General features: G+C 70.7%; 24 protein-coding genes and 1 pseudogene. 16 read left to right on the forward strand and 9 right to left on the reverse strand.

Annotation, left to right across the window (positions count from 1 at the left end; genetic code table 11):
* Positions 1–57 precede the first annotated feature (57 nt).
* The 5 genes from GA0070216_RS29420 (at position 58) to GA0070216_RS29440 (ending at position 5303) form a co-directional block, all read left to right on the forward strand.
* The gene (locus tag GA0070216_RS29420; protein WP_091252921.1) at positions 58–363 is read left to right on the forward strand and encodes a hypothetical protein; all 306 of its coding nucleotides are present in this window, start codon (positions 58–60) and stop codon (positions 361–363) included.
* 7 nt (positions 364–370) lie between these two features.
* Entirely contained in the window at positions 371–1069 is a 699-nt protein-coding gene (locus GA0070216_RS29425) for an SDR family NAD(P)-dependent oxidoreductase (RefSeq protein ID WP_091252925.1), read from the forward strand.
* Entirely contained in the window at positions 1070–2458 is a 1389-nt protein-coding gene (locus tag GA0070216_RS35860) for an ANL family adenylate-forming protein (protein WP_091252928.1), read from the forward strand.
* Between the two features lie 77 nt (positions 2459–2535).
* Positions 2536–4251 carry a chloramphenicol-biosynthetic FADH2-dependent halogenase CmlS gene (cmlS, locus tag GA0070216_RS29435; RefSeq protein ID WP_091252930.1) on the forward strand — a complete coding sequence of 572 codons (1716 nt, stop codon included), beginning with the start codon at positions 2536–2538 and terminating at the stop codon, positions 4249–4251.
* 71 nt (positions 4252–4322) lie between these two features.
* A complete protein-coding gene (locus tag GA0070216_RS29440; protein WP_091252932.1) occupies positions 4323–5303 on the forward strand; it encodes an aldo/keto reductase in 981 nt (326 codons plus the stop codon).
* A gap of 1 nt (position 5304) precedes the next feature.
* Here the strand turns inward: GA0070216_RS29440 and GA0070216_RS34825 are convergent, their stop codons facing one another.
* The gene (locus tag GA0070216_RS34825) at positions 5305–5463 is read right to left on the reverse strand and encodes a hypothetical protein (protein WP_176739194.1); all 159 of its coding nucleotides are present in this window, start codon (positions 5461–5463) and stop codon (positions 5305–5307) included.
* A 648-nt stretch (positions 5464–6111) separates the two neighbouring features.
* Here GA0070216_RS34825 and GA0070216_RS35865 point away from each other — a divergent pair.
* Positions 6112–6300: pseudogene (locus GA0070216_RS35865) on the forward strand (IS5 family transposase); the annotation flags it as partial.
* A gap of 474 nt (positions 6301–6774) precedes the next feature.
* On the opposite strand, the gene GA0070216_RS34830 reads toward GA0070216_RS35865, so the two are convergent.
* The 3 genes from GA0070216_RS34830 to GA0070216_RS29460 are packed head-to-tail and all read right to left on the reverse strand — an operon-like array spanning position 6775 to position 8173.
* Complete coding sequence (locus GA0070216_RS34830) at positions 6775–6951, reverse strand: hypothetical protein (protein WP_176739195.1); 177 nt, start codon at positions 6949–6951, stop codon at positions 6775–6777.
* A 43-nt stretch (positions 6952–6994) separates the two neighbouring features.
* Positions 6995–7255, reverse strand: coding sequence for a DDE-type integrase/transposase/recombinase (locus GA0070216_RS29455; RefSeq protein WP_091252934.1), 261 nt, complete (start codon positions 7253–7255; stop codon positions 6995–6997).
* An 18-nt stretch (positions 7256–7273) separates the two neighbouring features.
* Positions 7274–8173 (reverse strand): helix-turn-helix domain-containing protein, encoded by a 900-nt coding sequence (locus GA0070216_RS29460; RefSeq protein WP_091252936.1) that lies wholly within the window; start codon positions 8171–8173, stop codon positions 7274–7276.
* Between the two features lie 113 nt (positions 8174–8286).
* On the opposite strand from GA0070216_RS29460, the gene GA0070216_RS29465 reads away from it, so the two are divergent.
* Together GA0070216_RS29465 and GA0070216_RS29470 are read left to right on the forward strand one after the other, a co-directional pair.
* Entirely contained in the window at positions 8287–8994 is a 708-nt protein-coding gene (locus GA0070216_RS29465) for an SDR family NAD(P)-dependent oxidoreductase (protein WP_091252938.1), read from the forward strand.
* A gap of 88 nt (positions 8995–9082) precedes the next feature.
* The gene (locus GA0070216_RS29470) at positions 9083–9679 is read left to right on the forward strand and encodes a DsbA family oxidoreductase (RefSeq protein WP_091252940.1); all 597 of its coding nucleotides are present in this window, start codon (positions 9083–9085) and stop codon (positions 9677–9679) included.
* Positions 9680–10400: 721 nt separating this feature from the next.
* Here the strand turns inward: GA0070216_RS29470 and GA0070216_RS29480 are convergent.
* The 4 genes from GA0070216_RS29480 to GA0070216_RS29495 all read right to left on the reverse strand — a co-directional run bounded on the left by GA0070216_RS29480 (position 10401) and on the right by GA0070216_RS29495 (position 14971).
* Positions 10401–11237, reverse strand: coding sequence for a Gfo/Idh/MocA family protein (locus GA0070216_RS29480; protein ID WP_091252942.1), 837 nt, complete (start codon positions 11235–11237; stop codon positions 10401–10403).
* On the reverse strand, positions 11237–12274 hold the full coding sequence (locus GA0070216_RS29485) for a Gfo/Idh/MocA family protein (protein WP_091252945.1): 1038 nt from the start codon (positions 12272–12274) through the stop codon (positions 11237–11239). The genes GA0070216_RS29480 and GA0070216_RS29485 overlap by 1 nt, the downstream gene beginning before the upstream one ends.
* Positions 12275–12327: 53 nt before the next feature.
* On the reverse strand, positions 12328–13308 hold the full coding sequence (locus tag GA0070216_RS29490; protein ID WP_091252947.1) for a Gfo/Idh/MocA family protein: 981 nt from the start codon (positions 13306–13308) through the stop codon (positions 12328–12330).
* Between the two features lie 181 nt (positions 13309–13489).
* Positions 13490–14971 (reverse strand): mannitol dehydrogenase family protein, encoded by a 1482-nt coding sequence (locus GA0070216_RS29495; RefSeq protein ID WP_091252949.1) that lies wholly within the window; start codon positions 14969–14971, stop codon positions 13490–13492.
* A gap of 87 nt (positions 14972–15058) precedes the next feature.
* On the opposite strand from GA0070216_RS29495, the gene GA0070216_RS29500 reads away from it, so the two are divergent.
* Positions 15059–16330, forward strand: coding sequence for a lactate racemase domain-containing protein (locus GA0070216_RS29500; RefSeq protein ID WP_218108315.1), 1272 nt, complete (start codon positions 15059–15061; stop codon positions 16328–16330).
* Positions 16331–16406: 76 nt separating this feature from the next.
* On the opposite strand, the gene GA0070216_RS29505 is transcribed toward GA0070216_RS29500, so the two are convergent.
* Positions 16407–17444: a LacI family DNA-binding transcriptional regulator gene (locus tag GA0070216_RS29505; RefSeq protein ID WP_091252951.1), complete on the reverse strand. Its 1038-nt coding sequence runs from the start codon at positions 17442–17444 to the stop codon at positions 16407–16409.
* Positions 17445–17604: 160 nt separating this feature from the next.
* On the opposite strand from GA0070216_RS29505, the gene GA0070216_RS29510 reads away from it, so the two are divergent.
* From GA0070216_RS29510 to GA0070216_RS29540, 7 genes are all read left to right on the forward strand, one after another.
* Entirely contained in the window at positions 17605–18387 is a 783-nt protein-coding gene (locus GA0070216_RS29510) for a glucosamine-6-phosphate deaminase (RefSeq protein WP_218108316.1), read from the forward strand.
* Positions 18377–19540 (forward strand): N-acetylglucosamine-6-phosphate deacetylase, encoded by a 1164-nt coding sequence (locus GA0070216_RS29515; RefSeq protein ID WP_091252953.1) that lies wholly within the window; start codon positions 18377–18379, stop codon positions 19538–19540. Before GA0070216_RS29510 ends, GA0070216_RS29515 begins: the two co-directional genes overlap by 11 nt.
* Positions 19537–20418, forward strand: a complete 882-nt coding sequence (locus tag GA0070216_RS29520) for an AraC family transcriptional regulator (RefSeq protein ID WP_091252956.1) — start codon at positions 19537–19539, stop codon at positions 20416–20418. Before GA0070216_RS29515 ends, GA0070216_RS29520 begins: the two co-directional genes overlap by 4 nt.
* Positions 20419–20573: 155 nt before the next feature.
* Positions 20574–21431: a phytanoyl-CoA dioxygenase family protein gene (locus GA0070216_RS29525; RefSeq protein WP_176739196.1), complete on the forward strand. Its 858-nt coding sequence runs from the start codon at positions 20574–20576 to the stop codon at positions 21429–21431.
* Between the two features lie 340 nt (positions 21432–21771).
* Positions 21772–22863 carry a substrate-binding domain-containing protein gene (locus GA0070216_RS29530; protein ID WP_091252960.1) on the forward strand — a complete coding sequence of 364 codons (1092 nt, stop codon included), beginning with the start codon at positions 21772–21774 and terminating at the stop codon, positions 22861–22863.
* Entirely contained in the window at positions 22860–23867 is a 1008-nt protein-coding gene (locus tag GA0070216_RS29535) for an ABC transporter permease (RefSeq protein ID WP_245722816.1), read from the forward strand. The genes GA0070216_RS29530 and GA0070216_RS29535 overlap by 4 nt, the downstream gene beginning before the upstream one ends.
* A 194-nt stretch (positions 23868–24061) precedes the next feature.
* Positions 24062–24886, forward strand: coding sequence for a carbohydrate ABC transporter permease (locus GA0070216_RS29540; RefSeq protein WP_245722817.1), 825 nt, complete (start codon positions 24062–24064; stop codon positions 24884–24886).
* Positions 24887–24920 lie beyond the last annotated feature (34 nt).

Here is a 24920-nt window from a genome sequence, read left to right on the forward strand (position 1 = left end):
TCGCCGGACCGTCGCCGTTATCAGTTCTTTCTTTCGCACTGGAAGGAGGCCCGCAAGGTGACCGAGCGAATTCAGAGCGTCGTCGTCGCGGCGCTCGACGAGATCAATGCGAGCCGGGCAGAGAAGATCCCCACCGACGACGTGCTCGGCCTGTGCCTTTACGGCGATGCCGGTGTCTTCGAGTCGATGTACCTGGTGGCGTTCCTCTCGCTACTGGAGGAGAACATCGAGGACGAGTTCGGCGCCGAGATCTCGCTGACGTCCGAGAAGGCGGTGTCCCTGCGGGTGAGCCCGTTCAGCAGCGTCCGCCGCCTGATCGGGTTCATCGAGGGCGAGCTGGAACTCGTCGGCGTGCGGGGTTGACGTCCTCATGATCCTCATGATCACCGGCACCCGGACCGGCATCGGCCGGGCTCTCGCGGAGCATTTCCTGGCGGCCGGGCACGACGTCGTCGGATGCAGCCGGCGGCCGGCGGCCATCGACCATCCGCGCTACCGGCATCACCAGCTGGACATCACCGACATCTCGCAGACGAAGAAGATGTTCCGCAGCGTGCGCCAGGAGTACGGAAGACTGGACGCGCTGGTGAACAACGCCGGAGTCTCGTCGATGAACCATTTCATGACCACTCCGGACGAGGTTTCCCGGCGGATATTCGACGTCAATTTCTTCGCGGTGCTGAACTGCTGCCGGGAAGCCGTGAAGATGCTGCAGAAGTCATCCGAGAAAAGCACCGCGATCCTGAACGTCTCCACGGTCGCGGTGCCCTGGGCCATCGAGGGTCAGCTCGCGTACGCGGCCAGCAAGAGCGCGGTCGAACAACTCGTCCGCATCATGAGCAAGGAGCTGTCCGCGTTCGGCATCCGGGTGAACGGGATCGGGCTTCCGCCGGTGCACACCGTGCTGACGCGTACCGTTCCCCGACCCAAGATCGACAATTTGATCGCGCGTCAGACGATCTCCCGGCAGTGCACGACGGCGGACATCGTCGGCCCGGTCGAATTCCTGATCGGCCGCCAGTCGGAGTTCATCACGGGCGAGACGCTGTTTCTTGGGGGTGTGCACTGAATGCGCGAGGAACTGATCAGCAGGTTCGAGGGCTTCGGCACCCGGACCGCGCTCTACGACCACGGGACCGCCGTCTCGTACGCGGAACTGTCGCGGCGCATCACCGACGTGCGTGACCGGTTGGCCGGGCAGGGGGTCAAGCCGCAGGAGACCGTGGTCGTCAATGGCGAGTACTCGCTCGACTCGGTGGCCACCCTGTTCGCGCTGTTCCTGGACCGGAACGTGGTGGTGCCGGTGGTGACGCTGACCGGCACGACGCTGGACACGCTGGTGGAGCACTGCCGGCCCGCGCTGTTGGTGCGCACCGGCGAGGCGGGCGTCGCGTTCGAGGATCTCCGGGACCGGTGGGCCGCCGCCGCAGACGGCGGCGCCGTGCACGACCGGCTCGGCGACCCGGACACGGCCGGGCTGGTGCTGCTCAGCAGCGGCAGCACCGGCGCGCCGAAGGTCATCCTGCACAGCCTGGACACGCTCGTCGCGGAGAAGATCGCGAAGCGCCCGCGCCGCAGCGACAAGCCGTTCAACATCCTGATGGTGCTGATGTTCGACCACATCGGCGGCATCAACTCGCTGCTCAGCACGCTGATCGTCGGCGGCACCGCGGTCCTGCCCGCGCAGCGAACCCCGGACGAGATCTGCGCTCTGATCGAACGCCACCGGATCATGGTGCTCCCGGCGAGCCCGACCTACCTCAACCTGATCATGGTCGGTGACTACCACCGCAAGCACGATCTCAGCAGCCTGCGGATGATCACGTATGGCACCGAGCCGATGACCGACGAACTGCTCCAGCGGGTCAACCTGGCCTTCCCTGGCGTGCGGCTGCTACAGACGTTCGGCACCAGCGAGACCGGGATCGCCACCACCACGAGCGAGTCGTCGAACAGCACGTACTTCAAGATCTCCGACGCGGGCATGGAATACCGGGTGGTGGACGGCGAACTCCAGCTGCGCAGCCGCACCCAGTTCCGCTGCTACCTGAACTACGACGACGCGCTGACCGAGGACCGCTGGTTCCGGACCGGTGACCTGGTCGAGGAGGCGGCCGACGGCTACCTGCGGATCAAGGGCCGGGCCAAGGAGGTCATCAACGTCGGCGGCGAGAAGCTCCTGCCGCTCGAACTGGAGTCGATCCTGCTGGGCAGCCCGCTCGTCGAGGACTGCGTCGTCTACGGGCGGCCGAACGCTATCACCGGCCAGTCGGTGTGCGTGGACATCCGGCCCAGCGGCGACGTCACCCGCGCCGCCCTGCGCAAGCACGTGGCCGAGTTCCTGGCCGGCCGGGTCGAGCCGTTCAAGATCCCCTCAAAGATCAACGTGGTCGAGTCGATCGCGATGTCCGACCGGATGAAGAAGGTGCGGTCCCGGCCGGTCGCCGGCGAGGCGTGAGCGTTCCGCCGCGAAAACCCTCCGTGCCGCGCCGGCACGGAATCCCGTCAGTCCCTCGAAGTCCCAAGGAGTACGACATGGCACGATCGAAGGTGGCGATCATCGGCGGAGGGCCGGCCGGTAGCGTCGCGGGCCTCACGCTGCGCAAACTCGGCCACGAGGTGACGATCTACGAGCGGCTCTCGCTGCCCCGCTACCGGATCGGCGAGTCGCTGCTGCCCGGCACGATGTCGATCCTCAACCGCCTTGGTCTCCAGGAGAAGATCGACGCGCAGAACTACGTCAAGAAGCCGTCCGCGACGTTCCTGTGGGGTCAGGACCAGGCGCCGTGGACGTTCTCGTTCGCGGCCCCCAAGGTCACGCCGTGGGTCTTCGACCATGCCGTACAGGTCAAGCGGGAGGATTTCGACCGTCTCCTGCTGGACGAGGCCCGCAGCCGTGGCGTCACCGTCCACGAGGACACCCCGGTCACCGACGTGGATCTGTCCGACCCGGACCGCGTGGTGCTGACCGTGCGGCAGGGCGGCGAGAACGTGTCCGTCGAGAGCGACTTCGTCATCGACGCCGGTGGTTCCGGCAGCCTGCTCGCCCGCAAGCTCGGTGTGCGGCAGTACGACGAGTTCTACCGCAACTTCGCGATTTGGTCGTACTTCCGGCTCAAGGACCCGTTCGAGGGCGACCTGAAGGGCACCACCTACTCGATCACGTTCGAGGACGGCTGGGTCTGGATGATCCCGCTGAAGGGCGACCTGTACAGCGTCGGCCTGGTCGTGGACCGCTCGAAGTCCGCCGAGGTACGGGCCCGCGGCGCCGACGAGTTCTACACCAGCACGCTCGCCAAGTGCGCGCGGGCGATGGGCATCCTGAACGGCGCGGAGCAGGTGGACGAGGTCCGCATCGTGCAGGACTGGTCGTACGACACCTCGCTCTACTCCGCCGACCGGTTCTTCCTCTGCGGCGACGCGGCCTGCTTCACCGACCCGCTGTTCTCGCAGGGCGTGCACCTGGCCTCGCAGTCGGCGGTCTCCGCGGCGGCGGCCATCGACCGGATCACCAGCCACGGCGACGAGCGGGACGCGGTGCACGCCTGGTACAACCGCACCTACCGCGAGGCGTACGAGCAGTACCACCAGTTCCTCGCCTCGTTCTACACGTTCGCGTCGTTCACCGAGCCGGACTCCGAGTTCTGGCGCAAGCGGCGGATCACCGAGTCCGACGACGACCGGCTGGTCCGGCGGCAGTGGTTCGAGAGCCTGGCGGCGAACGGCCCGGAGGCATCCGGCGGCACGGTGGCGACGTTCCGCGACCGGGCGTCCACGATGATCTCCATCGGCCGCCACCAGCGCCCCGACCTCAGCGACGATTTCAGCGAGGCCGAGCTGAATGCCGCCCGGGTGCGCTGGATCAGCGACCTCACCGCCCGGCTGAACAACATCAGCCGCTTCCGCTGGTCCGGCGGCAAGGCCGTGCTGAAGCCGTACTACGGCGTCGAGCCGACCGGTTTCCGGCTGGAGCACCGCGAGGTGCTGGCCAACGAGGACGGGCTCGACCTGACCCGCTACGCGATGGACGACGAGACCCGGCAGATCTTCCAGGACCTCGCCGAGGAGGAGTTCGGCTACCGGACGCTCGTCAAGCGCCTCGGCGCCGCCGGCCGCCAGGAACAGAGCACCCAGCTCGTCATCCGCCTGATGGAGGCCGGGCTGCTCGACGGCTACGACGACAACGGCGACAAGGTCTTCATCCAGGGCCGTCTGCACTTCGGCGGCGTCGGCGTCGAGTACGAGGTCTGACCGCACCGACCGGCCGCCGGGACGACACCCGGCGGCCGGCACCCCCTCGCCGCACCGAAGGAGAGCAAACGGTGGAGTACACGCGGCTGCGGGACCTCAAGGTCTCCCGCATCGGCCTCGGCACGATGGGCTTATCGTTCGGCTACACCGGCTCCGGCTCGGACGACGCGGGCTCGGTACGGGCCGTGCACCGCGCCCTCGACCTGGGCGTGACCATGCTGGACACCGCCGAGGTGTACGGCCCGTACACGAACGAGGAGCTGCTGCGCCGCGCGATCGCCGGTCGCCGCGACCGGGTGGTGATCGCCACCAAATTCGGCCTGATGTCCCACGTGGGCGGCGCACCCGGCGAACCGGACAGCAGCCCCGCCAACGTCCGCGCGGCCGTGACCGGTTCGCTGCGGCGGCTCGGCACCGACCACCTCGACCTCTGCTACCAGCACCGGGTGGACCCGAAGGTCCCGATCGAGGACACCGTCGGCGCGCTCGCCGAACTGGTCGCCGAAGGCAAGATCCGGCACATCGGTCTTTCCGAGGCCGGGCCCACCACCGTCCGCCGGGCGCACGCCGTCCACCCGATCACCGCGGTCCAGTCCGAGTACTCGCTGTGGACGCGCGACCCGGAAGAGAACGTGCTGCCGGTGCTGCGCGAACTCGGCATCGGCTTCGTCGCGTACTCGCCGCTCGGCCACGGTTTCCTCACCGGCACGGTCCGCACCTCCGGCACGTTCGGCCCGGCCGACCTGCGCGCCGACAACCCGCGCTTCACCGCGGACAACCTGCCGCGGAACCTGCGCATCGTGCACGAGATCGAGGCCGTCGCCGCCGAGGCGGGCGCCACCAGCGCGCAGGTTGCCCTCGCCTGGCTGCTGGCCTGCGGCGACGACGTCGTCCCGATCCCCGGAACCAGCCGCCCGGCCCACGTCGAGGAGAACCTGGCGGCGGCCGGCCTGCGGCTCGGCGCCGCTCAGCTGGCCCGGCTGGACGCCCTGCCGGTCGCCGCCGGCGAACACCACACCGAGGAACAGATGCGGATGATGGACCGGTCGTAGCTCAGGGCCGCGGCCCGGCCGCCGCGCGCGGCAGCGTCACCAGCACCAGCGCCGCGCCGGCCGCCATCACCGCGAAGACCAGGCCCATCCCGTACGCCTCGGACAGCGGGCCCACCACCACCGGCGCGGTGATCGCGCCGGTCCGGGACAGCGCGGACACGATCGACGCGGTGCCGGCCGCCGGGATGCAGTACCGGGTGGACAGGTGGTCGGCGCGCCGAACAGCAGCGGGAACACCGGCCCCGCGCCGATCCCGGGCAGCGTCACCACCAGCAGCGCGAGCCACGGCGACGCGTGCCCGGCGACGACCAGCAGGCCGCCGATCGAGGCCGCCGTCGTGACCGCGCCGGCGGTCAGCGCGACGGCCCGCGCCCCGAACGCGGCCAGCAGCCTGTCCAGCACCAGCCGCGACGCCACCAGGCCGACGCCGAACAGCACCGGCGCCGCGGCGGCCAGCGGTGCCGTGGCGTCCAGGCCCCGGCTCAGCGCCAGCCCGGTCCACTCCTGGCCCGGACTCTCCACTAGCTCGCCGCCAGCGCGGCCAGCCCGAGCACCCCCGGAAGATCACCTGGTACGCGGGGGATGGCACAAACACCGTCTACACAGGTCCGGGGACACCACGGAGCGCCTCAACCAACCCCACTTCACCATCACCTACCTGGGGCACATCTACAACACGACGTCCGCCGACAGCCCCGCCGGCATGTTCACCGTCCGAGCCGTCGCCACATGGGAGGTCTCCTGGCGCCGGGGCGGCCTGTCCGGCACAGAACCCAATATCACCACCACGACGAGTGCCAACATCATCGTCACTGAATGCACCATCGGCTGGCTCATGCACCACCGCCGACTCGTCCGCGACTACGAAACCCGACCCGACAACTCCGCCAGCATGATCACCCTCGCCATGATCGACAACCTCGCCAAACGCCTCACCACCGAAACCACCCCAACCTGGCGAGAACCCCCACAACCACAACATGCACAAAATACGTGAATCAGACGTCCTCTCAGATGCGGCCATCGCGTTCTCTCTTCCTTCTCTGACTTGGTCGTCTTGAAGGATCGACGCGATGGCCGTCTCTCATCTACGCAACACGCCCATCACGGGCAAGTCGTACACCACTTCCGTGGACGCAACCCTTCGTGTACTCCCGCTACTCCGCACGCAAACAGGAATGCGAGGGCGATCAGTCCGAGCCGTAGCCATGGCACGTCCGGGGCCGGTCGTACGCCGATCGAGACCGTCAACCCGAGCTGTGCCAGCAGCACCAGGCAGATGACGACGCTGAGCGCCTGATACGTGTTGCCGAAGTCGGACCAGAACACCCAGGTGCCGTAGACGGCAGGGACCGTCATCAGCAGGCTCAGGCCGATGAGCGGGACGGCCAGCTTCCATCATGTGCCCGCGTTCACCCCTGCCCCTTCCTGCCATCGCCGGTGCTGCCGTCCCAGGGATCGACGTCGACGGTCACCGCCGGGCCCGCATCACGGAGACGCTGCGCTTGCTGCTGCACTCGGTGCGCTCGTCTGCGCTCATGGCATCGCGCTCGGTCAGCGAGGCGGTGCAGGAGTCCTGCAGGGCCCGACCGTGCCAGGAGACCCGAGAGCCGAGCGCAGGTACCCCCTCGGCGTCGCACCAGGTCATGCTGTCGTTGTTGGCCGACGACCGCCGGGAGGTTCAGGCTCTGTCACTTCGGCGGCAGCCAGCGGCGACTGCAGGCGTCGGCGAAGTCACCGCTGCCGTGTTGGGTGTCTCTGTCCGAGTGGAAGGTCACGCCCTCGGCCCGGTCACCGTGGGCAGCGACCGTGGCGTTGAGGGCGTCGATGACCAGGCTCGTGCGCCTGCGAGTGGTGATCGACCAGCCGACGAGCCGCCGGGTGGCGATGACGATGGCCAGATACAGCCAGCCGCCACCGACCTCGCCTCCGCAGAGGCCATCAGCGGCCATGGATCGATGTGGATCGGATCAGAGTTGGGTGTCGTGCGGGCCGGGCAGGATGACCGTCTGTGTACCGGTGACCTGGAGCAGCCTGAGCTTGTCGGCGGCGGCGGTGCCCGGGGCGGCGGTGTGGATGACGATGCGCAGGTCGCTGTCGGGCGCGGTGAGGACGTCGCAGTTGAGCACAAGTGGTCCGACGTGCGGGTGGTGGATGGTCTTGATGTTCACGACGTGGGTGCCCACCTCGTGTGAGTCCCAGGACCGGGCGAACCGGGAGCTGAGGTTCCGCAGGTCGGCGACAAGGGATCGCAGGCCCGCATCGGCGGGGTGGCGGACGGTGGCCGCTCTAAGATCGGCGATCGCGGCTTTCTCGAAGCGGGCCTCCTGTTCGGAGGTGTGCCGCACCCGGTCCGGCGGGCTGATGAAGTGTCGCCACAGGACGTTGCGATCGCGTCCGGACAACCCGGACGGGTCGCCCAGTAAGGCGGACGAGAGTGCGTTCCAGGCGATCAGGGTCCAGGCCGCGTCGTACACGCTGACCGGGGTGCCGGCCATCTGGTCGAGAAGGCGCTGCACGACGGGCGTCAGGTGGGACGTCACCTGGTGACCCGAGGGTTCGGGCTTTCTGGCCAGGAGGAACATGTGCCGGCGTTCCGCTTCGGAGAGCCTCAGCGCTCGCGCCAGAGCGGTGAGGACCTGCACAGACGGGGAGGTCGCGCGGCCCTGCTCCAGGCGGATGATGTAGTCCACGGAGATTCCCGCGAGCAGGGCCAGTTCCTCGCGCCGCAGCCCTGTCGTCCGGCGGATGCGTCCGACGGGCAGTCCGACCGTGGCCGGATCGATCCGGTCCCGCCAATGACGTAGGGCGCCACCCAGTTCGTTGCCGCACCGGCCGCTGTGCGGGTCTCCGATCCCGTTCTCGCTCATGGGTCCACTATCCGTCCGGCGGGCCACGAACGCCCGCGGCTTCCTGGTACCGGCGTTACCAGGAAGAACGATGCACTTCCTTCTTCCTCCTCGTGCGGGCGAGATTGTCGGGTGTGACGACAACGCTCATCACCGGAGCCAACAAGGGCCTGGGCCTGGAAACCGCTCGTCGGCTGGTCGAGGTCGGGCACACCGTGTACCTCGGTGCCCGGGACGCCCAACGCGGCGTAGCGGCCGCTGGGCGGATCGGCGCCCGCCCGCTGCTGATCGACGTCAATTGTGACGCGTCCGTGCTGGCGGCTGCGGAGCTGGTTCGTGACCAGGTCGGTCACCTCGATGTCCTGGTCAACAATGCGGGCGTCATCGGTGCCGTCCGGCCGGCCGGGGAGGTCACCGCAGGCGACATGCTCACGGTGTACGACACCAACGTCTTCGGTGTCGTACGGGTGATGCGTGCCTTCCTGGGGCTGCTGGAGGCGGCTGCGGCTCCCGTCGTGGTGAACGTCAGCAGTGGCCTGGGCTCGCTGGCCGTCACCGCCGACCCCGTGGGCCACGCGTCGGTGGTGCCCGTCTGGGTCCCGGCGCTGGCCTATGGTTCCGCCAAGGCCGCGCTGAACATGGTCACCGCCCAGTACGCCCACGCGTATCCGACAATCAGGATCAACTCCGTCGATCCCGGTCACACCGCTACCGACCTCAACGGCCACACCGGTGCCCAGAGCGTCGAGGAGGGCGCCGAGATCATCGTGCGGATGGCCGTGATCGGGCCGGACGGCCCGACGGGTGGCTACTTCGCCGCCACCGGTCCGGTTCCCTGGTGACGCATCGAGGCCACCCGCTGCCGGGACAGCACCCGGAGGCCGTATCCGTCGAACGATCAACCAGTCACAGCCGTAGAAGGGGCCGAGTATGGACAAGCCGCGCAGGGTAGAGGTCGTCCTGGACTTCGTGTGTGTGCATTCTTATCGTGGATTCAGCCGCTTTACTCGAGCCACTCGTCGCTTCCGCGCCGGTGGCGGCCAGGTGGAGACGGTCTACTGCCCGTTCCAGCTCCAGCCCGAAGCGTCCTGCGCTGGCGAGCCGCTGTTCGAGGTCTGGAAGCGGCAGCGCGGCGAGGAGGTCGCGCGTGCCCTCGTATCCGATGAGTCGTTCGGTGTTGCCGACGGTCTTGAGCTGAACTTCGGTCGGGCATGGTTCACCAACACGTTCGACGCGCACCGGATCCATGCTCAGGCGTCTACCCAGGGAAGGGGCGAGCAGATGGCCGAACGGCTGTTCCGGGCCTACTTCACCGACGGACTGAACATCGCCGATCCTGACACGCTTACCCGACTCGCAAGCGAGACGGGAGTGGTGACCAGCGAGACCGGTGCCGCCGGCCTGCGGGCCGAACTTGAGCGGGTACGACGGTTCGATGTCCAGCCGCCGGCTTTCCGCTTCGAGGGCGGACCTGTCCTGGAAGGAGAGCAGTCCGAGGAACTGTTCCTCACGACCCTCATGAGGTGATCGCCAAGCCACCATCAGCACCCCTCGCCCCCGCCCCCGCCGCCGACGATGCGGGAGGGCGGCGCCCATATGCAGTTCCTTGGCCTACCCCGTGGGGTGCCAGTGCAAGGTTCCTGAAAACGGCGGGATAGCAGTGGTTGCTGAGACCGTCAACAGCGGGTGCTGCTCACCGGTCAACATCGAAAGCGCCCGGGCGACCTCGTAGACGTCTGCTCGCACGTAGGTGCTCGTCGTACCCGCATCGGCTCTGCCGTTGTGGCCTGCGTATGCGCGCGCTACCGCGTATCCGAAGTTTCGCTCTACCCAGGTCAGGGTCGTTGATTTTCGCCAACCGGGCATCGGCCACCGCCCGCCTGGTGCTCGCCAACCGCCGCGGCTTGGCCACCTTCACCGCCGGATTGTCCGCCGCCGCAATGCACCCGTCCGCCACCGCCCGCTTGTACAGACACCGCAACGCCGCGATCAGATGCTCCGCCGCACTCCGCCCACCCCGCGCATTGCGACGCGCCACCACATGCGTCCTGACGTACTCCGCCAACCACTCGATCTCCGACGGACTCGGCTCATCCAACCAGCCACTGCCCCCAGTGCTCCACCACCCGCTTCCAATACGACCCGTACGCCCGCCGCGTACCCGCGGCCGCGTCCTCAGTCATCACACCGGACCGGATCGCAGCCGCCACCGGGCGCGGTGCTCTCCAGATACGCCGGCAGCATGCGGCTACAACGCCGCAGCGACAGCGTCGAGCACCCGGATCGGGCGCAACAGGTCGTCGTAGCCGATCGGGGGGTGACCGGTCCCGACCATCCGCAGGAACGCCTCCAGACCCGGGGCGACGTACCAGTCGTCGAGCACCAGCGGGCGGGCGGCGATGCCGGTGCGCCCCACCACCATGGCGTGGAACGGCACCCGGGCGATCTCCTCCGGCCGGACCAGGTTCACCACGACCAGGGTGTCGCCGACCCGCACCCGGGCGATCACGGTCTCGGCGCTGCGCTCCACCCGTACCTCGCCGATCTCGCCGGGTACCAGCCGCAGCGCCACGTCGACCGAATGGATCCCGTAGAACCAGATCCCGCCGTACGGGCTGGCCTCGTCGGCCGGCCCGGTGGTGACCACCACCTGCGGCGTGCCGACGGTGGGCAGCTCGGCGACCAGCGCCTCGGTGTCCGGAATCCAACGCAGCGCCGAGTAGGACGTCAGCAGCGCGTCGTGTTCCCGGGCCACCGCCACGATCGCCTCGGCGTCGGCTACCGAGCAGGCCAACGGCTTGTCCACGAAGACCGGCAGCCCTTCGGCCAGGAACGGCACCGCGTGCTCACGGTGCAGCCCACCGTGCCGGTCAGTGATGATCACAGCGTCGACCTGGCCGAGCAGCTCGGTCGGGGCGTCCACGATGCGCTCCACGCCGCCGTGCGCCCGGAGTTGCTCGTTGCGCTCGGTCGCCCCGCCGGCCAGCGCCACCACCCGGGTGCCGGGCGCCAACTCCCGGACGTTGAGATACTCCAGGATCTGGTCGACGTGGGTGTTCTCGGTGCCGATCATCCCGATCCGCATCAGCGGGCCCGTCCCAACCGGACCGGCCGGCCGGTGCTGGCCGACTCGTAGACCCCGAGCACCAGCTCCAGCGCCCGCCGGCCGTCCAGCGTGCCGACCAGCGGCTTGCGCCCCTGCTCGACCGCGTCGATGAAGTCCAGGTACTGGTCGCGGTGCGCGTCGTCGATCGACTGGCCGCCGGCCGCCCCGCCCAGGTCGACCGCATGGTTGCCGTCCGGCTGGTCACCGGGGCGCTCGCCGTCGACCGTGTGGAAGTAGGTCAGTTCCTCGCGCTCGATCACCGCGCTCCCCCGGTCACCGTGTACGGAGAGCCGCACCGGAAGGCCCGGATAGGCGGCGGTGGTGGCGGACAGCGAACCGATCGCCCCGCTGGCGAAGCGGACGGTCGCCGCCACGGTGTCCTCGACGTCGATCCGGTCGTGGGCCAGCCGGTCGACGTACGCCTGCACCTCGACGGGCTCGCCCAACACCCAGAGCAGCAGGTCGGCCACGTGGATGCCCTGGTTCATCAGGGCGCCGCCGCCATCGAGCGCCAGGGTGCCCCGCCAGCCACCCGAGTCGTAGTACTCCTGCGGCCGCCAGAACGTCGACTCGGCGATCCCGGAGGTGATCCGGCCCAGGCGGCCGGACACGACGGCCTCGTGCAGGAAGGCCGACGCCCGCTGGAAGCGGCGCTGGCTGATCACCCCGACCGTCCGGCCGGTCTCCTGCTCCGCCGCGATCACCCGGTCGGCAGCGGCCAGCGACACGTCGATCGGCTTCTCCACCAGCACGTGCTTGCCGGCGTGCAGCGCGGTCACCGCCGCGTCGGCGTGCGCGCCGCTGGGCAGGCAGACCGCCACCGCGTCCACGTCGTCGCGGACGCACGCCTGCCGCAGGCTGGTCAGCGGGTCACCGCCGAACTTGGCGGTCAACCGCACCGCCCGGGTGAGGTCGGTGTCGACCACCGCCACCAGCCGCCCCCGTTCGCCCAGCGAGGCGATCAGCCGCGCGTGCGTTGTCCCGATCACTCCTGCGCCTACCACCGCGAACCGCATGGCGCGGCCTCCTCTCGATCCGGTCCTGTTCGATTCGGTCGCGTTCGATACGGTCATATCGTCCACCGGCGCACCGCGCCGCCGGAGTCGGCGCTGTCCTGGGCCAACAGGGCGATCCGGGTCGCGGCCAGGCTCGCCGCCGTGTCCACCTCGGGCTCCCGGCCGGCGGCCAGGGCACCCAGCGCGTCGGCGGCCGGACGCCGGCCCGGCGGCAGCTCGACCTCCCAGGGCGGGCGTTCGGCGGTGGCCGCCAGCAGCCGGCCCTGCGCCCAGTACAGCTCGGCGGTGCCGAGGGTGCCGGTCAACCGCATCCGGTAGTCGCCGTGGTAGGGCGCGGCAGCCGGGGTGAGCCAGCTGACCTCGATGGTGGCGGCGACCGGGCCGGCCTGCAGCAGCAGTGCGCCGTAGGTGGCGAAGTCCGGCCGGGACGGGTCGCTCACCCCCACCACGGTGCCCTCGGTCGCACCGGAGAGCAGGAGGACCAGGTCGACGTCGTGGACGGCGAGATCACCGAGGATGCCGCCGTAGCTGGCCCGGCGCAGAAACCACGGTGGCCGGGTCGGCCGGTTGAGCTTGTGCGGGCCGGTGCTCGCCACCAGCACCAGCTCGCCCAGCTCACCGCTGTCGAGCAGGGCGCGGGCGGCAAGCGTCTCGGGATAGTGCCGCTTTTCCAGCAGCAGCGAGACGATCCGCCCGTGCCGCTGGGCAGCGGTGGCGATCTCGTCCAGCTCGGCCAGGTCGGTGCAGAGCGGCTTGTCGGCGAGCACGTGCGCGCCGGCGCGCAGCGCGTCGAGCACCGCCGCCGCCCGTTCGGCGTAGACGCCGGCGACCAGCACCACGTTCGGGTGCTGCTCGTCGAGAAGCCGGCGATGCTCGGTGTAGGCCGGCACGCCCTGCTCGGTCGCGTACCGCTCAGCGAGCTCCGGGTCCGGGTCACTGACCCCGACCAGAGTCACCGAATGTTGGTGGGGAAGCTCGTCGAAGGCGTACCGCACGTGGGGGTGGGCGGCGCCCAGCACGGCCAGCCGAATCACCGCGCCACTCCCGTCGCGCGTCGGCCGGTCCGCTGGGGTTCGGATGCCTCGGGCATGCGCCCATCCAATCGTGCAACCGGTTGCACGTCAACCCGCCCGACGGGTATTTCCGCAGCTGACCGGGTTCCCCGGGCTGACCGCGCGACAGGCCAGAGCACCGAGGTCGGGCCCACCGGCCGGCTCAACACGACCGCAGGTAGCCGGCCGGGTCGCGGTCCAGCCCGGCCATCCGCTCGGTCAACGCCGACCGCATCCCGGCGTCGGCGGCCAGGTCGGGGGCGAGCAGTTCCAGCAGACCGGCCGCCGAGTCGGCCCCGGTGACCGCACCCGCCAGTGCCGCCGCCCGAGGGTCGCGCAGGGGTACGCCGGCCAGCACCCGGCGGCGGCAGCGCACCCCCCAGGCGGCCACCACGAGCAGCCCCCGCGAGCCGGCCCCGGTCACGCGGATCGTCGGCACGATCCGCTGGGCGAGCTTCTGGGAGCCGTCCACCGCGATCTGGTCCAGCCGGTGGGCGAGGCGGGGATGACCGAAGCGGGCCAGCATGGTCTCGACGTAGCCGGTCAGGTCCAGTGGGGAATCGAGCGCGGGCTGCGCCTCGCTCCGCAGGTACCGGCCGGCCAGGTCGGCCAGGACCGACCGGTCCAGCGCGTCGGCCACGGTCTCGCAGCCGAGCAGCAGCCCCATCTCGGCGAGCAGGCTGTGGGCGGCGTTGAGCAGCCGCAACTTCACCGCCGAGTACGGTGCGACGTCGTCGACCAGCCGGGCGCCGGCCAGCTCCCAGGCCGGGCGACCGGCCGGGAAGTCGTCGACCACGGCCCACTGCCGGTACGGCTCGCCGACCACCACCGCCTCGTCCCGGACGCCGAGCAGCCGGGCGGCCTGCTCCCGGTCGGCCTCGGTGCTGGCCGGCGTGATCCGGTCGACGACGGTGTCCGGGAAGGTCACCCGGTCGGCCAACCAGTCCAGCAGCCCGCCCCGGGCGGCATCCCCGGCGCCGGCGACGATCCGCTCGGCGCCGCCACGCACCGCGGCGGCCAGCACCGCGCCGTTGCCGACCAGGTTGTCGCAGGAGACCAGGGCCACCGGTGCCGCGCCGGCCCGGTACCGCGCCAGCAGGCCGGCCAGCAGCAACCCGGGCGCTGTCCGCCAGACCCGGTCCGGATCCGGAATTCCGCGGCCCAGCGCGGCCAGGTCGTTGGCGAGTTCGGCGTCGTCCGGACGCGGCACGCCCGTCACCGGGTCGACCCGGTAGCCGGCCTCGGTGATGGTCAGGGTGACGACCCGGACCGCCGGGTCGGCCAGCGCGGCGACCACCGCGGCCGGTTCCTCGGCCGCGCAGCGGGCGTCGCGCAGCAGCCCGTTCACCCGGATCCGGTCCTCGGCCACCCCCCGGATCAGCACCGACGAGAGCAGCTGCTGCCGGCGCAGCGCGGCCACCGTCGCCGCCGAACGGGGGGCGACCGCGAGCACCCCCCAGTCCCCGCCGCCGGCCTCGACCGCGTCGGCGGTGAAGTCGAACACGTGGGAACGGGCGAAAGCGCCCAGCCCGAGGTGCACGATGCCGGTCGCCGCGGCCTGCACCGCCGGCACCGGCCGCAGCTCCGCCGCCAACGCGGCCACCGCCGATCGGTTCAGCACCGCCGTTCGGTCAAGCTCAGACACTCGATGCTCCTTCTCGTCGCCGGCATCGGTACAGAGGGCTCCTGCAACCGGTTACAGTAATCATCGTCGAACCGGCAGGAGGCAGCCGTGCACACGGAGCAGGACGTGATCGGGGCCGGCCACCCGGACCGGGTGTTGACCCAGGCAGAGCTCACCGAGGTGCTGCACCGAGGCCTCGCGGCGCTCCGGCTCGACGGGGCGCGGGTGTTGGTCATCGTGCCGGACGCCACCCGCAGCATCCCACTGGATCAGCTCTTCGACACCGTGTACGACACCCTTGCCCCCCAGACGGCGGCGCTCGACGTGCTGATCGCGCTCGGCACGCACCCGATGATGACGCCGTTGCAGATCGCCGACCGGTTCGGCTGCCCCGACCCGGCGGCGCTGGCCCGGCGCTGGCCGGGGGTGACCTTCCACAACCACCGCTGGGACGATCCGGCGACCTTCGTCGAGCTGGGCCGGATCACGGCCGGCGAGCTGGCCGAGCTCAGCGGTGGGCGACTGGTCGAGGATGTCCCCGTCCGGGTCAACCGGATGGTCACCGAGTACGACGCCTGCCTGGTCGTCGGGCCGGTCTTCCCACACGAGGTGGTCGGCTTCTCCGGCGGCGACAAGTACTTCTTCCCCGGTGTCTCCGGCCCCGAGCTGATCAACGTCTCGCACTGGCTCGGCGCCCTGATCACCTCGGTGGAGATCATCGGGACGCTGGGCATCACCCCCGTCCGGGCGCTGATCGAGCGGGCCGCCGCCCTGATTCCTACCCGCCGGCTGACCGTCGCGGTGGTGATCGGGCCGGGCGGCGGCGTGCAGGGCGCGTACGTCGGCCCCACCCGCCCGGCCTGGGCCGCTGCGGCCCAGCTCTCCGCCCAGGTCAACATCCGCTACCTGGACGAGCCGGTGCGCCGGGTGGTCTCGGTCATGCCACTGATGTACGACGATATCTGGACCGCCGCCAAGGGCATGTACAAGCTGGAACCGGTGGTCGCCGACGGCGGCGAGTTGATCATCTATGCCCCGCACGTCCGCACCTTCTCAATCACCCACGACCGGCACATCCGGCAGGTCGGCTACCACTGCCGGGACTATTTCCTGGCCGATCCGGCCCGCTTCGCCGACGTGCCCCGGGGGGTGCTCGCGCACTCCACCCACCTGCGCGGCGCGGGCAGCTACGACCCGGCCACCGGGCGGGAGAGCGGCCGGATCACGGTCACCCTGGCCACTGCGATCCCGGCGCAGGAGTGCCGGGCGGCCAACCTGTCCTACCGCGACCCGGCAGGGCTCGATCTCACGGCGCTCACCGCCGACCCGGAAACCCTGGTCGTGCCCCGGGCCGGCGAGCTGCTCTACCGGCTGCGCTGAACCGGCCGGACCGCTGCCGTGCAGGTCCGGACCAGTGCCGTGCGGGCGAGCGGCTACCCGCCGGTGCGCTGCTGGCCTAGGGCCGGCGCGGACCACCCCTCGGCGGCGGGCCGGTGGTGACCCGCACGACCAGCGAGGTGTCCAGCAGCAGCCGGGTGTCGGCCAGCGGGGTGCCAGGGGTGAGCATCCCGGCCAGCAGGTCCACCGCCGCCGCGCCAGCCTCGGCGGAACGGGCCGAGACGGTGGTCAGCGGTGGATAGGTCCGGGTGGCCAGCACGTCGTCGCAGCCGACCACGCTCAGCCCGGCCGGCACTCCGACGCCCTGCTCGCTCAGCCCGGCGAGCACCCCTTGGGCGACCAGGTCGTCGAAGGCGACCACGGCGGTGGCTCCGGTGGCCAACAGTGCCGGCACCGCCAGTCGACCCAGCTCGAAGGTGGCCCGCCCGGCGGGCACCATCAGCACCTCGACGCCGAGCCGGTCGCCGGCCCGTTTGACCGCCCGCCGTCGCTGCCGGTTGGACCAGGAGCCGGCCGGCCCGCTCAGGTAGGCGATCCGGCGGTGTCCCAGCTCGTGCAGGTGCTCGACCGCCTGGCCGACCGCCCGGGTGGTGTCGATGAGCACCCGGGGGATGCCCTCGACGTCCCGGTTGACCAGCACCAGTGGCCGGCGCTCGGCGTGTGCCCGAATCCGTTCGTCGGTCAGCCTGGACGAGGCGAGCACGAACCCCTCGACCTGGGTGGAAAGCTGCCTGAGCAGGACTTCCTCCCGGGCCGGGTCCTCGTCGGCGTCGCCGAGGAAGACCGCGAAGCCGGCCCGGTCGGCCCGGCCCTGCACGGCCCTGATCATCGGCGGGAAGAACGGGTTGGCGATGTCCGGTACGACCAGCGCGAGGTTGCCGAACCGGCCGGTGGACAGCGCCCGGGCCACCCGGTTCGGCACGTAGCCCAGGTGGCGGGCGGCCTCCTGCACCCGCTCGACGGTCTCCGGCCGGAGCATCTGCGGGCGGCCGAAGGCGCGCGAGACGGTGGCCCGGGAGACTCCGGCGGCGGCAGCCACCTCGCCGATGGTGGGTGCGGCGTCGCCCGGTCCCCGCCCGGTTCCGTGCGTTGGCATGGCCGCAGCCTACGACCACCACACCGGCCCTGTCGCGAAGGGCGCGCGAGTTGACATGCAACCGGTTGCACGAAATGCTGGGCAACAGCCGGCCCGGCGGTCGGCCGCCAACCCGCCCCGCGCAGCGCGCCCGGCGGGCAGACTCCGAGGAATGGTGACCGTGACCCCAATCTCCGCCTCGACAACGCCCCGGGTGCGCACCTTCGCCGACCGGGCCACGATGGGCCACGCCGCCGCCACCGACGTCGCCGCCAACCTGCGCGCCCTGCTCGCCGTCCAGCCCCGGGTCCGGATGGTCTTCGCCGCCGCACCGAGCCAGCAGGAACTGCTCGACGCGCTGGTCGACGCGCCCGACCTGGACTGGTCCCGGGTCACCGCCTTCCACATGGACGAATACCTCGACCTGCCGGCGGCGGCACCCCAGCGGTTCGCCAGCTGGCTCGACCACGTGCTCTTCGACCGGGTGCCGCTCGGTTCGGTGCACCGGATCGAGCCCGGCCCGGATGCCCAGCAGACCGCCCGCGAGTACGCCGAGGCGCTGGCCGCTGCCCCGATCGACCTGGTCTGCCTCGGCATCGGGGTGAACGGGCACCTTGCCTTCAACGACCCGCCGGTGGCCGACCTCGCCGATCCGCTCGACGTCAAGGTCGTCCAACTCGACGAGGTCTGCCGCCAGCAGCAGGTGGACGACGAGTGCTTCGACACCCTCGCCGAGGTGCCACACCGGGCGATCACCCTTACCGTGCCCCGGCTCCTCGCCGCCGGGCGGCTGTTCTGCGTGGTGCCCGGCGCGCGCAAGAGCACGGCGGTCCGGCGGGCGCTGCTCGATCCGATCGACGCCGCCTGCCCGGCCACCGCGCTGCGTACCCACCCCGACTGCACCCTCTATCTCGACCGGGAGTCCGCCGGGCAGTTACCGCCCGAGGTGGGCCATGCCGGCTGACCGGGTGCTGACCGGCCGCGACCCGGTCAGTGGCACACCCCTGGCGGTCACCGTCGCGGCCGGCCGAATCACCGGGATCGGGCCCGGCCCGGCTCAGGAGACCCGGTTCCTCTCCCCCGGGCTGGTCGACCTGCAGGTCAACGGCTTCGCCGGGCACGACCTGAACGCCGACGGGCTGACCCCGCAGACCGTCGTCGCGCTCACCCACACCCTCTTCGCGAGCGGGGTGACCACCTTCGTACCCACCCTGGTGACCGCCGCGCACGACCGGATCACCCGGGCCCTGCAGGCGATCTCGGCGGCCCGGCGGACGGACCGACTGGTCGAGCACGCCATCCCGTACGCCCATCTGGAGGGGCCGCACATCTCGCCGCAGGACGGTCCACGTGGCGTGCACGACGCCACCTGGGTCCGGCCGCCCTCGCTGAGTGAGTTCGCCGACTGGCAGGCGGCCAGCGGTGACCTGGTCGGCATGGTCACCCTCTCCCCGCACTTCCCCGAAGCGGCGGACTACACCGCCGTGCTCACCGGCCAGGGAGTGCACGTGGCCGTCGGGCACACCCACGCCGAGCCGGCGCAGATCACCGCGGTGGTCGACGCAGGCGCCCGGCTCTGCACCCATCTCGGCAACGGCGCGCACGCGGTGCTGGCCCGACACCCCAACTATCTCTGGACCCAACTCGCCGACGAACGGCTCACCGCCGGCTTCATCGCCGACGGGCACCACCTTCCCGCCGACACGCTGACCGCGATGTTGCGGGCCAAGGGGCCGGACCGGTCGCTGCTGGTCTCCGACGCCGTCGCGCTGGCCGGGCTGCCTCCCGGCCGGTACCGGACGCCGATCGGTGACGCCGTCGAACTGCACGCGGACGGCAGGCTGGTGCAGTCCGGCACCCCGTACCTGGCCGGGGCGGCCCGTGGCCTTGCCGACGGGGTGGCCCAGGCGGTGACCGCGGCCCGGTTGAGCCTGGGCGAGGCGGTCCGGCTGGCCACCGGGCAACCGGGCCGGTTCGTCGGTGGCCGCGGCACCGTGACCGTGGGCGCACCGGCCGACCTGCTGCGGTTCGACTGGGTGCCGGGGGCGTCGACCTTGGGCATCGACACGGTGCTCGTACTCGGGCAGGAAGTCGGACCGCCTCGGGCGACGCGGTGACCAGCGGCCCGGACTACCAGCGGCCCGGCGTCTGGGCCGAGCTGGTCGAGCGCCTCGGCCGGCGGCATCCGCCCTGGCCGAGGGCGGACTGCGGCCGGGTGGAGTGCGAACCTGGTTGGGCCTGGCGGCCGGTGCTCGCCGACCACGACGCCTGGCTGGTGGTGCGTGGCAGGGGCTGGGCCAGCGTCGGCGGCGAGCGGGTCGACCTGCATCCGGGCCGCCTGGTCATGCTCCGCCCCGGCGACCGCGGGGAGTTCGGGCAGGATCCGCACGACCGGCTCACCGTGCTCTACTGCCACTTCGACTTCCGGGAGGCGGCCAGCGGCGAGCCGGCCGTGGTCGCGGACGCCTGGCTGCCGGCGCGGTTCCCGGTGCTGCGCCACGCCGCCCCGGTGGCTGACCTGATGCGGCGGGTGGTCCGACTCAGCCGCGACCCGCACCCGCTGCGCCGGCTGGACGCCGCAGCTGCGCTGCTCTCCCTGCTCACCGAGGTCTACCGGCAGGACGCCCAGGCGCACGGAGAGCAGACCGACATGATCGACCCACGGTTGCAGGAGGTGATCGACCTGGTCCGGGGCAATCCGGGGCGTCGTCCATCGCTGGACGAGGCAGCCCGGCTCACCGGGCTCGCCCCGGCCGGGTTGAGTCGGCTGTTCAGCCGGCAGCTCGGCGTCAGCTTCCGGCAGTTCGTGATCGACTCCCGGCTGGAGCGCGCCCGGCAACTGCTCACCGAGTCGTCGATGACCGTCGGGCAGATCGCGCGGGCGCTGGGCTATCCAGACGTCTTCCTGTTCAGCCGGCAGTTTCGCCGCCGCTACGGCGAGCCGCCCAGCGCCCTTCGTCGGACGGCGACCCCACCCGGGCGATCTCCTGGCTGACCGGCTGCGGTACCCCCGGCCGGCACCGCCCGACCAGGCCGCCGACCGCTCGGTGCAACAAGTCGTCGTCTCGACCCATGGCAGCTCTGACCTGCGCAAACCTACAGTCGGCAGAGGGCTGGGACCGGGGGAACAACGAGCAGGTGGGAGCGATCATGACCGTGACGAACCGACCCTTGCGGGTCGACACCGACCGGGGCGACTACCCGGCGGACCTGTACCGCTTCGATCACCCCGCCGAAGTGGTGCCGGGTCTGGAGCGGGTGGGCGACGCCGAGGTGCGGCGCTATCTCGACGAGGGCTATCTGGCGGTGGCGCCGGCGCTGACCGGCGGGCAGGTCGACGAGGCGCTGGCCGGGCTCCAGGCCCTGCTGCTCGACCCGCGCGACGCGGACGTCGAGTTCGAGGCGTGGGCGGCCGACCGGCTGGACGAGCTGGACGGCGAGGAGCGCTTCAACGCGGTCCGCAAGTTCATGTGGTTTGTCGGGGCCGACGAGCGGCTGCGCCGGATCTCCCAGGACGAGCGGCTGCTCACCGTGGTACGCCGGCTCGCTGGCACCGACGACGTGGTGATGATGCAGGACATGGCGTTGCTGAAGCCGCCGGGTGGTGGCCGGGAGAAGCCGTGGCACCAGGACAACGCCTTCTTCAACCTGGAACCGGACACCCCGACGGTGGGGGTCTGGATCGCCCTGGACAGGGCCACCCCGGAGAACGGCTGCATGCACGTGATCTCCGAGTCGCACCGGGAGGGGCCGGCCCCGCACTTCATGCGCCGGGACTGGCAACTCTGCGACGACGACGTGCAGACCTCGCGTGACGTGGTGGTGCCGCTGCCGCCCGGCGGCGCGCTCTTCTTCAACGGGCTGATCCACCACGGCACCCCGGCCAACCGGACCAACCTGCGTCGGCGCGCGGTGCAGTTCCACTACGTGCCGCGCTCGGCGGTCAAGGTGACCGAAGACGAGCACCTGGCGGTCTTCGGCCTGGAAGGGCGCGGCGCGACCTGCTGACCCTCGACGCCAGCCGCTGACCCACCGGGCATCGGCCGGGCCGCCGTCGACGCCCCCTCCTGCCTGTCGCGGGCCGGGGCGGGGTGGGCCCGGCGGCCACGACGGGACGCACCGACGGGCGATCCGCCCCGGTGCGTCCCGTGGTGGCGCGTGCCGTTTCCAACTAATCGATCAGTTCTGATCAGCAAGAGACAGGTTCATAACAGACTGATTCTTTGCTTACTTTTCTGCTTGTTCAGGAGCCGTTTGTGTGGCAGCCTGCCCCTACGACGCGCAGGTGCCGTCGCAAGTGGCCTGACCTGCACGAACGCGGGCCAGCTGGAAGCAGAGAAGAGCGCACGTGGTGCTAGCAGCAGAGCGCAGGGCGCAGATCCTGGAGGCCGCCGACCGGCACGGCATCGTGCGGATCGCCGACCTCGTGGTCAGCCTCGGCGTATCGGACGTCACCGTCCGGCGGGACCTGGCGGTGCTGGCCCGCACCGGGGAGTTGCGCAAGGTGCGGGGCGGGGCGACCCTACGCCGGTCACCGGTCCGCGCCAGCGCGGGTCGGGAACCGGGCACCCGTCACCGGCCGGACGCCATCCACGTCGGGGTGCTGGTGCCGACCGCCGCCGACTACTTCCGCCGGATCGTCGACGGGATGCAGCGCACCCTCGACACCGCCGGTGCCCGGCTGACCCTGAGCGTCTCGGACTACCGGCCGGAACGGGAGCAGGCACTGGTCGACGGACTGCTCCAGGCCGGCGCGGACGGGCTGCTGCTGGTCCCCTCGATCGAAAACGGCCCGACCGACCCGGCCACCGATGCCTGGCTGCGCAACCTTCCGGTGCCGGCCGTGCTGGTGGAACGGGAGCTGCCGGAGAACCGGCTCGGCCTGATCTCCTCGGTCCGGACCGCCCACGAGCAGGGCACCGCCGCGGCCGTGGACCACCTTCGCACCCTCGGCCACACCCGGATCGCACTGATCACCCGGGGTGACAGCCAGGCCGCCGAGCTGATCCGCGGCGGCTGGGAGCGGGCGGTCGCCGCCTTCGGGCTGGACACCGACGTGCCGGTGATCCTCGGCAAGAACGTCGGCAGCTGGCCGCGCTGGAGCGACGACGACATCGACACGGTGGTCCGCCAGCTGCGCGAGGCCAGGGTGACCGGGCTGGTCTGCCACAACGACGAGAACGCGATGACCATCGTGCAGCGGGCCCGCAGGTACGGCTGGTCGGTGCCGCACCAGCTCTCCGTGGTGGCGTACGAGGACGAGGTCGCCCGGCTCGGTGACCCCCCGTTGACCGCGGTTTCCCCACCCAAGGAGGAGGTTGGCAAGGTGGCTGCCCGTACGCTGCTGGACCTGGTCGAGGCGGGCGGGCCGGCGCCGGCCCGGCACACCCGGCTGGAGCCGGAGATCATGGTGCGCGAGTCCACGGCGGGCATCCGGTGAGTGGCGCACCGGCACCGGACGTCCCCGCAGAGGGCGAGGTGCTGGCGCGGCGCGTCCGGACCGCGATGGTCGAGGACCCGGCACCGGCACGCGTCCGAGGGGCCAGCCGCCGCCAACGGCTGCGCCGCGACCTCACCCTGGTGCTGCTGATGCTGCCGGCGCTGGCCTACTTCCTGGTCTTCCACTATGGCGCGCTGGCCGGCAACCTGATCGCCTTCTTGGACTACGTGCCGTTCCTGGGCATCACCGGGTCGGTATGGGTCGGCTTCGACAACTTCAGCGAGATGTTCCGCGACCCCGCGATGTGGCAGGCCACCTGGAACACCGTACAGATCTCGGCGCTGCAACTGCTCTTCTTCTTCCCCGCGCCGCTCGGGCTCGCGTTGCTGCTGCACAGTCTGACCGGCGGCTTCGTCCGAAAGTTCGTGCAGAGCGTGGTCTACCTACCGCACTTCATCTCCTGGGTGATCGTGGTCGCGCTCTTCCAGCAGGTGTTGGGGGGCGCCGGTGTGCTCAACGGGATGCTCGGCGACCACGGGCTCTCCACCATCGACGTCATCGGCAACCCGGACATGTTCAAACCGCTGGTGGTCGGCCAGGTGATCTGGAAGGACTCCGGCTGGGGGATGATCATCTTCTTGGCCGCGCTGCACCAGGTCGACGAACAGCTCTACGAGTCGGCCGCCATCGACGGCGCCGGCTGGTGGCGGCGGCTCTGGCACGTCACGCTGCCGGCGCTGCGCCCGATCATCGCGCTGCTGCTGATCCTCAAGCTCGGCGACATCCTGAGCACCGGATTCGAGCAGATCTACCTACAACGCGCCTCGGTCGGTCCGGCCGCCGCCGAGGTGCTCGACACCTTCGTCTACTTCACCGGCGTGGCCAACGGCGACTGGGGCTACGCCGCGGCGGCCGGCCTGTTCAAGGGCGTCGTCGGCGCCCTGCTGGTCTATTCGGCCAACAAGGTCGCCCACCGACTCGGCGAATCGGGGGTCTACCGCTGATGGCACACCGTACGAAGAATCCTACCCACCCGGACACACCGGGCGGCACGACCTCCGGCCAGCCGGGCCCACAAGGCACCACGCGGCCGGGACACCCACACCGCCCCACGGTACGACCACGGCGACGCCGGCCGAGCGACCGACCGGTCTGGCAGGGCGAGCCCTCGCTCGGCCTGCGTGCGGTCAAGGGCATCGTGCTGACGATCATCGTGGCCATCGTGCTGGCGCCGTTCCTGGTGGTGATCTCGACCAGCCTCGCCACCCCCGAGGAGGTCATCGCCAAGGGGGGCTGGGTGGTCTGGCCCGATCAGATCAGCTTCGCCGCCTACCAGCAGGTACTCTCCGGTGACGTGGTCACCCGGGCCACCACGGTCAGTCTCCTGGTCACCGTCGTCGGCACCTTCCTGTCGCTGCTCTGCACGGTCACCCTGGCCTACGCCCTGGCCCGGCCGGGTGTCTTCGGCGGCAAACCGGTGCTGTTGCTGGTGCTGTTCACCTTCCTCTTCCCGCCCGGCATCATTCCCAGCTATCTGGTCGTGCAGAACGTCGGACTGCTCGACAGCTACTTCGCGCTGATCCTGCCGGTGCTGGTCAACGCGTTCAACCTGGTCGTGATGCGCGGATTCTTCCAGGGCATCCCGGACGAGCTGTACGAGGCAGCCCGGATCGACGGCGCCGGCGACCTCCGCATCCTCGTACGCATCGTGCTGCCGCTGTCCAAGGCGGTGGTCGCGGTGGTCGGCCTCTTCTACGCCGTCAGCTACTGGAACTCCTTCTTCAACGCCATCCTCTATCTGAACGACTCATCGAAGTGGCCGATCCAGGCGGTCCTGCAGCAGTACGTGACGCAGGGCGCCCAGCTGGCCGACCCCAGCGTGGCCGAATCGGCCAGCCGGAACGCACCCCACTCGATCCAGATGGCGGTGGTCGTGCTCGCGCTGGTTCCCATCGTCTGCGTCTATCCGTTCATCCAGCGCCACTTCGTCAAGGGCGTGATGACCGGCGCCATCAAGGGCTGACAATCGGACCCCTTCCACAGGAACCGAGGCATGA

The organism is Micromonospora matsumotoense, assembly GCF_900091525.1.
In the GTDB taxonomy this organism is placed as follows: Bacteria; Actinomycetota; Actinomycetes; order Mycobacteriales; family Micromonosporaceae; genus Micromonospora; species Micromonospora matsumotoensis.

Excerpts from the sequence above, each read along its gene's own strand:
- GA0070216_RS29425 (WP_091252925.1), top strand. The coding sequence starts at position 371 with ATGATCCTCATGATCACCGGCACCCGGACCGGCATCGGCCGGGCTCTC.
- GA0070216_RS35860 (WP_091252928.1), top strand. The coding sequence starts at position 1,070 with ATGCGCGAGGAACTGATCAGCAGGTTCGAGGGCTTCGGCACCCGGACC.
- cmlS (WP_091252930.1), top strand. The coding sequence starts at position 2,536 with ATGGCACGATCGAAGGTGGCGATCATCGGCGGAGGGCCGGCCGGTAGC.
- GA0070216_RS34830 (WP_176739195.1), bottom strand. The coding sequence starts at position 6,951 with ATGACCTGGTGCGACGCCGAGGGGGTACCTGCGCTCGGCTCTCGGGTC.
- GA0070216_RS29455 (WP_091252934.1), bottom strand. The coding sequence starts at position 7,255 with ATGGCCGCTGATGGCCTCTGCGGAGGCGAGGTCGGTGGCGGCTGGCTG.
- GA0070216_RS29460 (WP_091252936.1), bottom strand. The coding sequence starts at position 8,173 with ATGAGCGAGAACGGGATCGGAGACCCGCACAGCGGCCGGTGCGGCAAC.
- GA0070216_RS29470 (WP_091252940.1), top strand. The coding sequence starts at position 9,083 with ATGGACAAGCCGCGCAGGGTAGAGGTCGTCCTGGACTTCGTGTGTGTG.
- GA0070216_RS29480 (WP_091252942.1), bottom strand. The coding sequence starts at position 11,237 with ATGCGGATCGGGATGATCGGCACCGAGAACACCCACGTCGACCAGATC.
- GA0070216_RS29485 (WP_091252945.1), bottom strand. The coding sequence starts at position 12,274 with ATGCGGTTCGCGGTGGTAGGCGCAGGAGTGATCGGGACAACGCACGCG.
- GA0070216_RS29505 (WP_091252951.1), bottom strand. The coding sequence starts at position 17,444 with ATGCCAACGCACGGAACCGGGCGGGGACCGGGCGACGCCGCACCCACC.
- GA0070216_RS29515 (WP_091252953.1), top strand. The coding sequence starts at position 18,377 with ATGCCGGCTGACCGGGTGCTGACCGGCCGCGACCCGGTCAGTGGCACA.
- GA0070216_RS29525 (WP_176739196.1), top strand. The coding sequence starts at position 20,574 with ATGACCGTGACGAACCGACCCTTGCGGGTCGACACCGACCGGGGCGAC.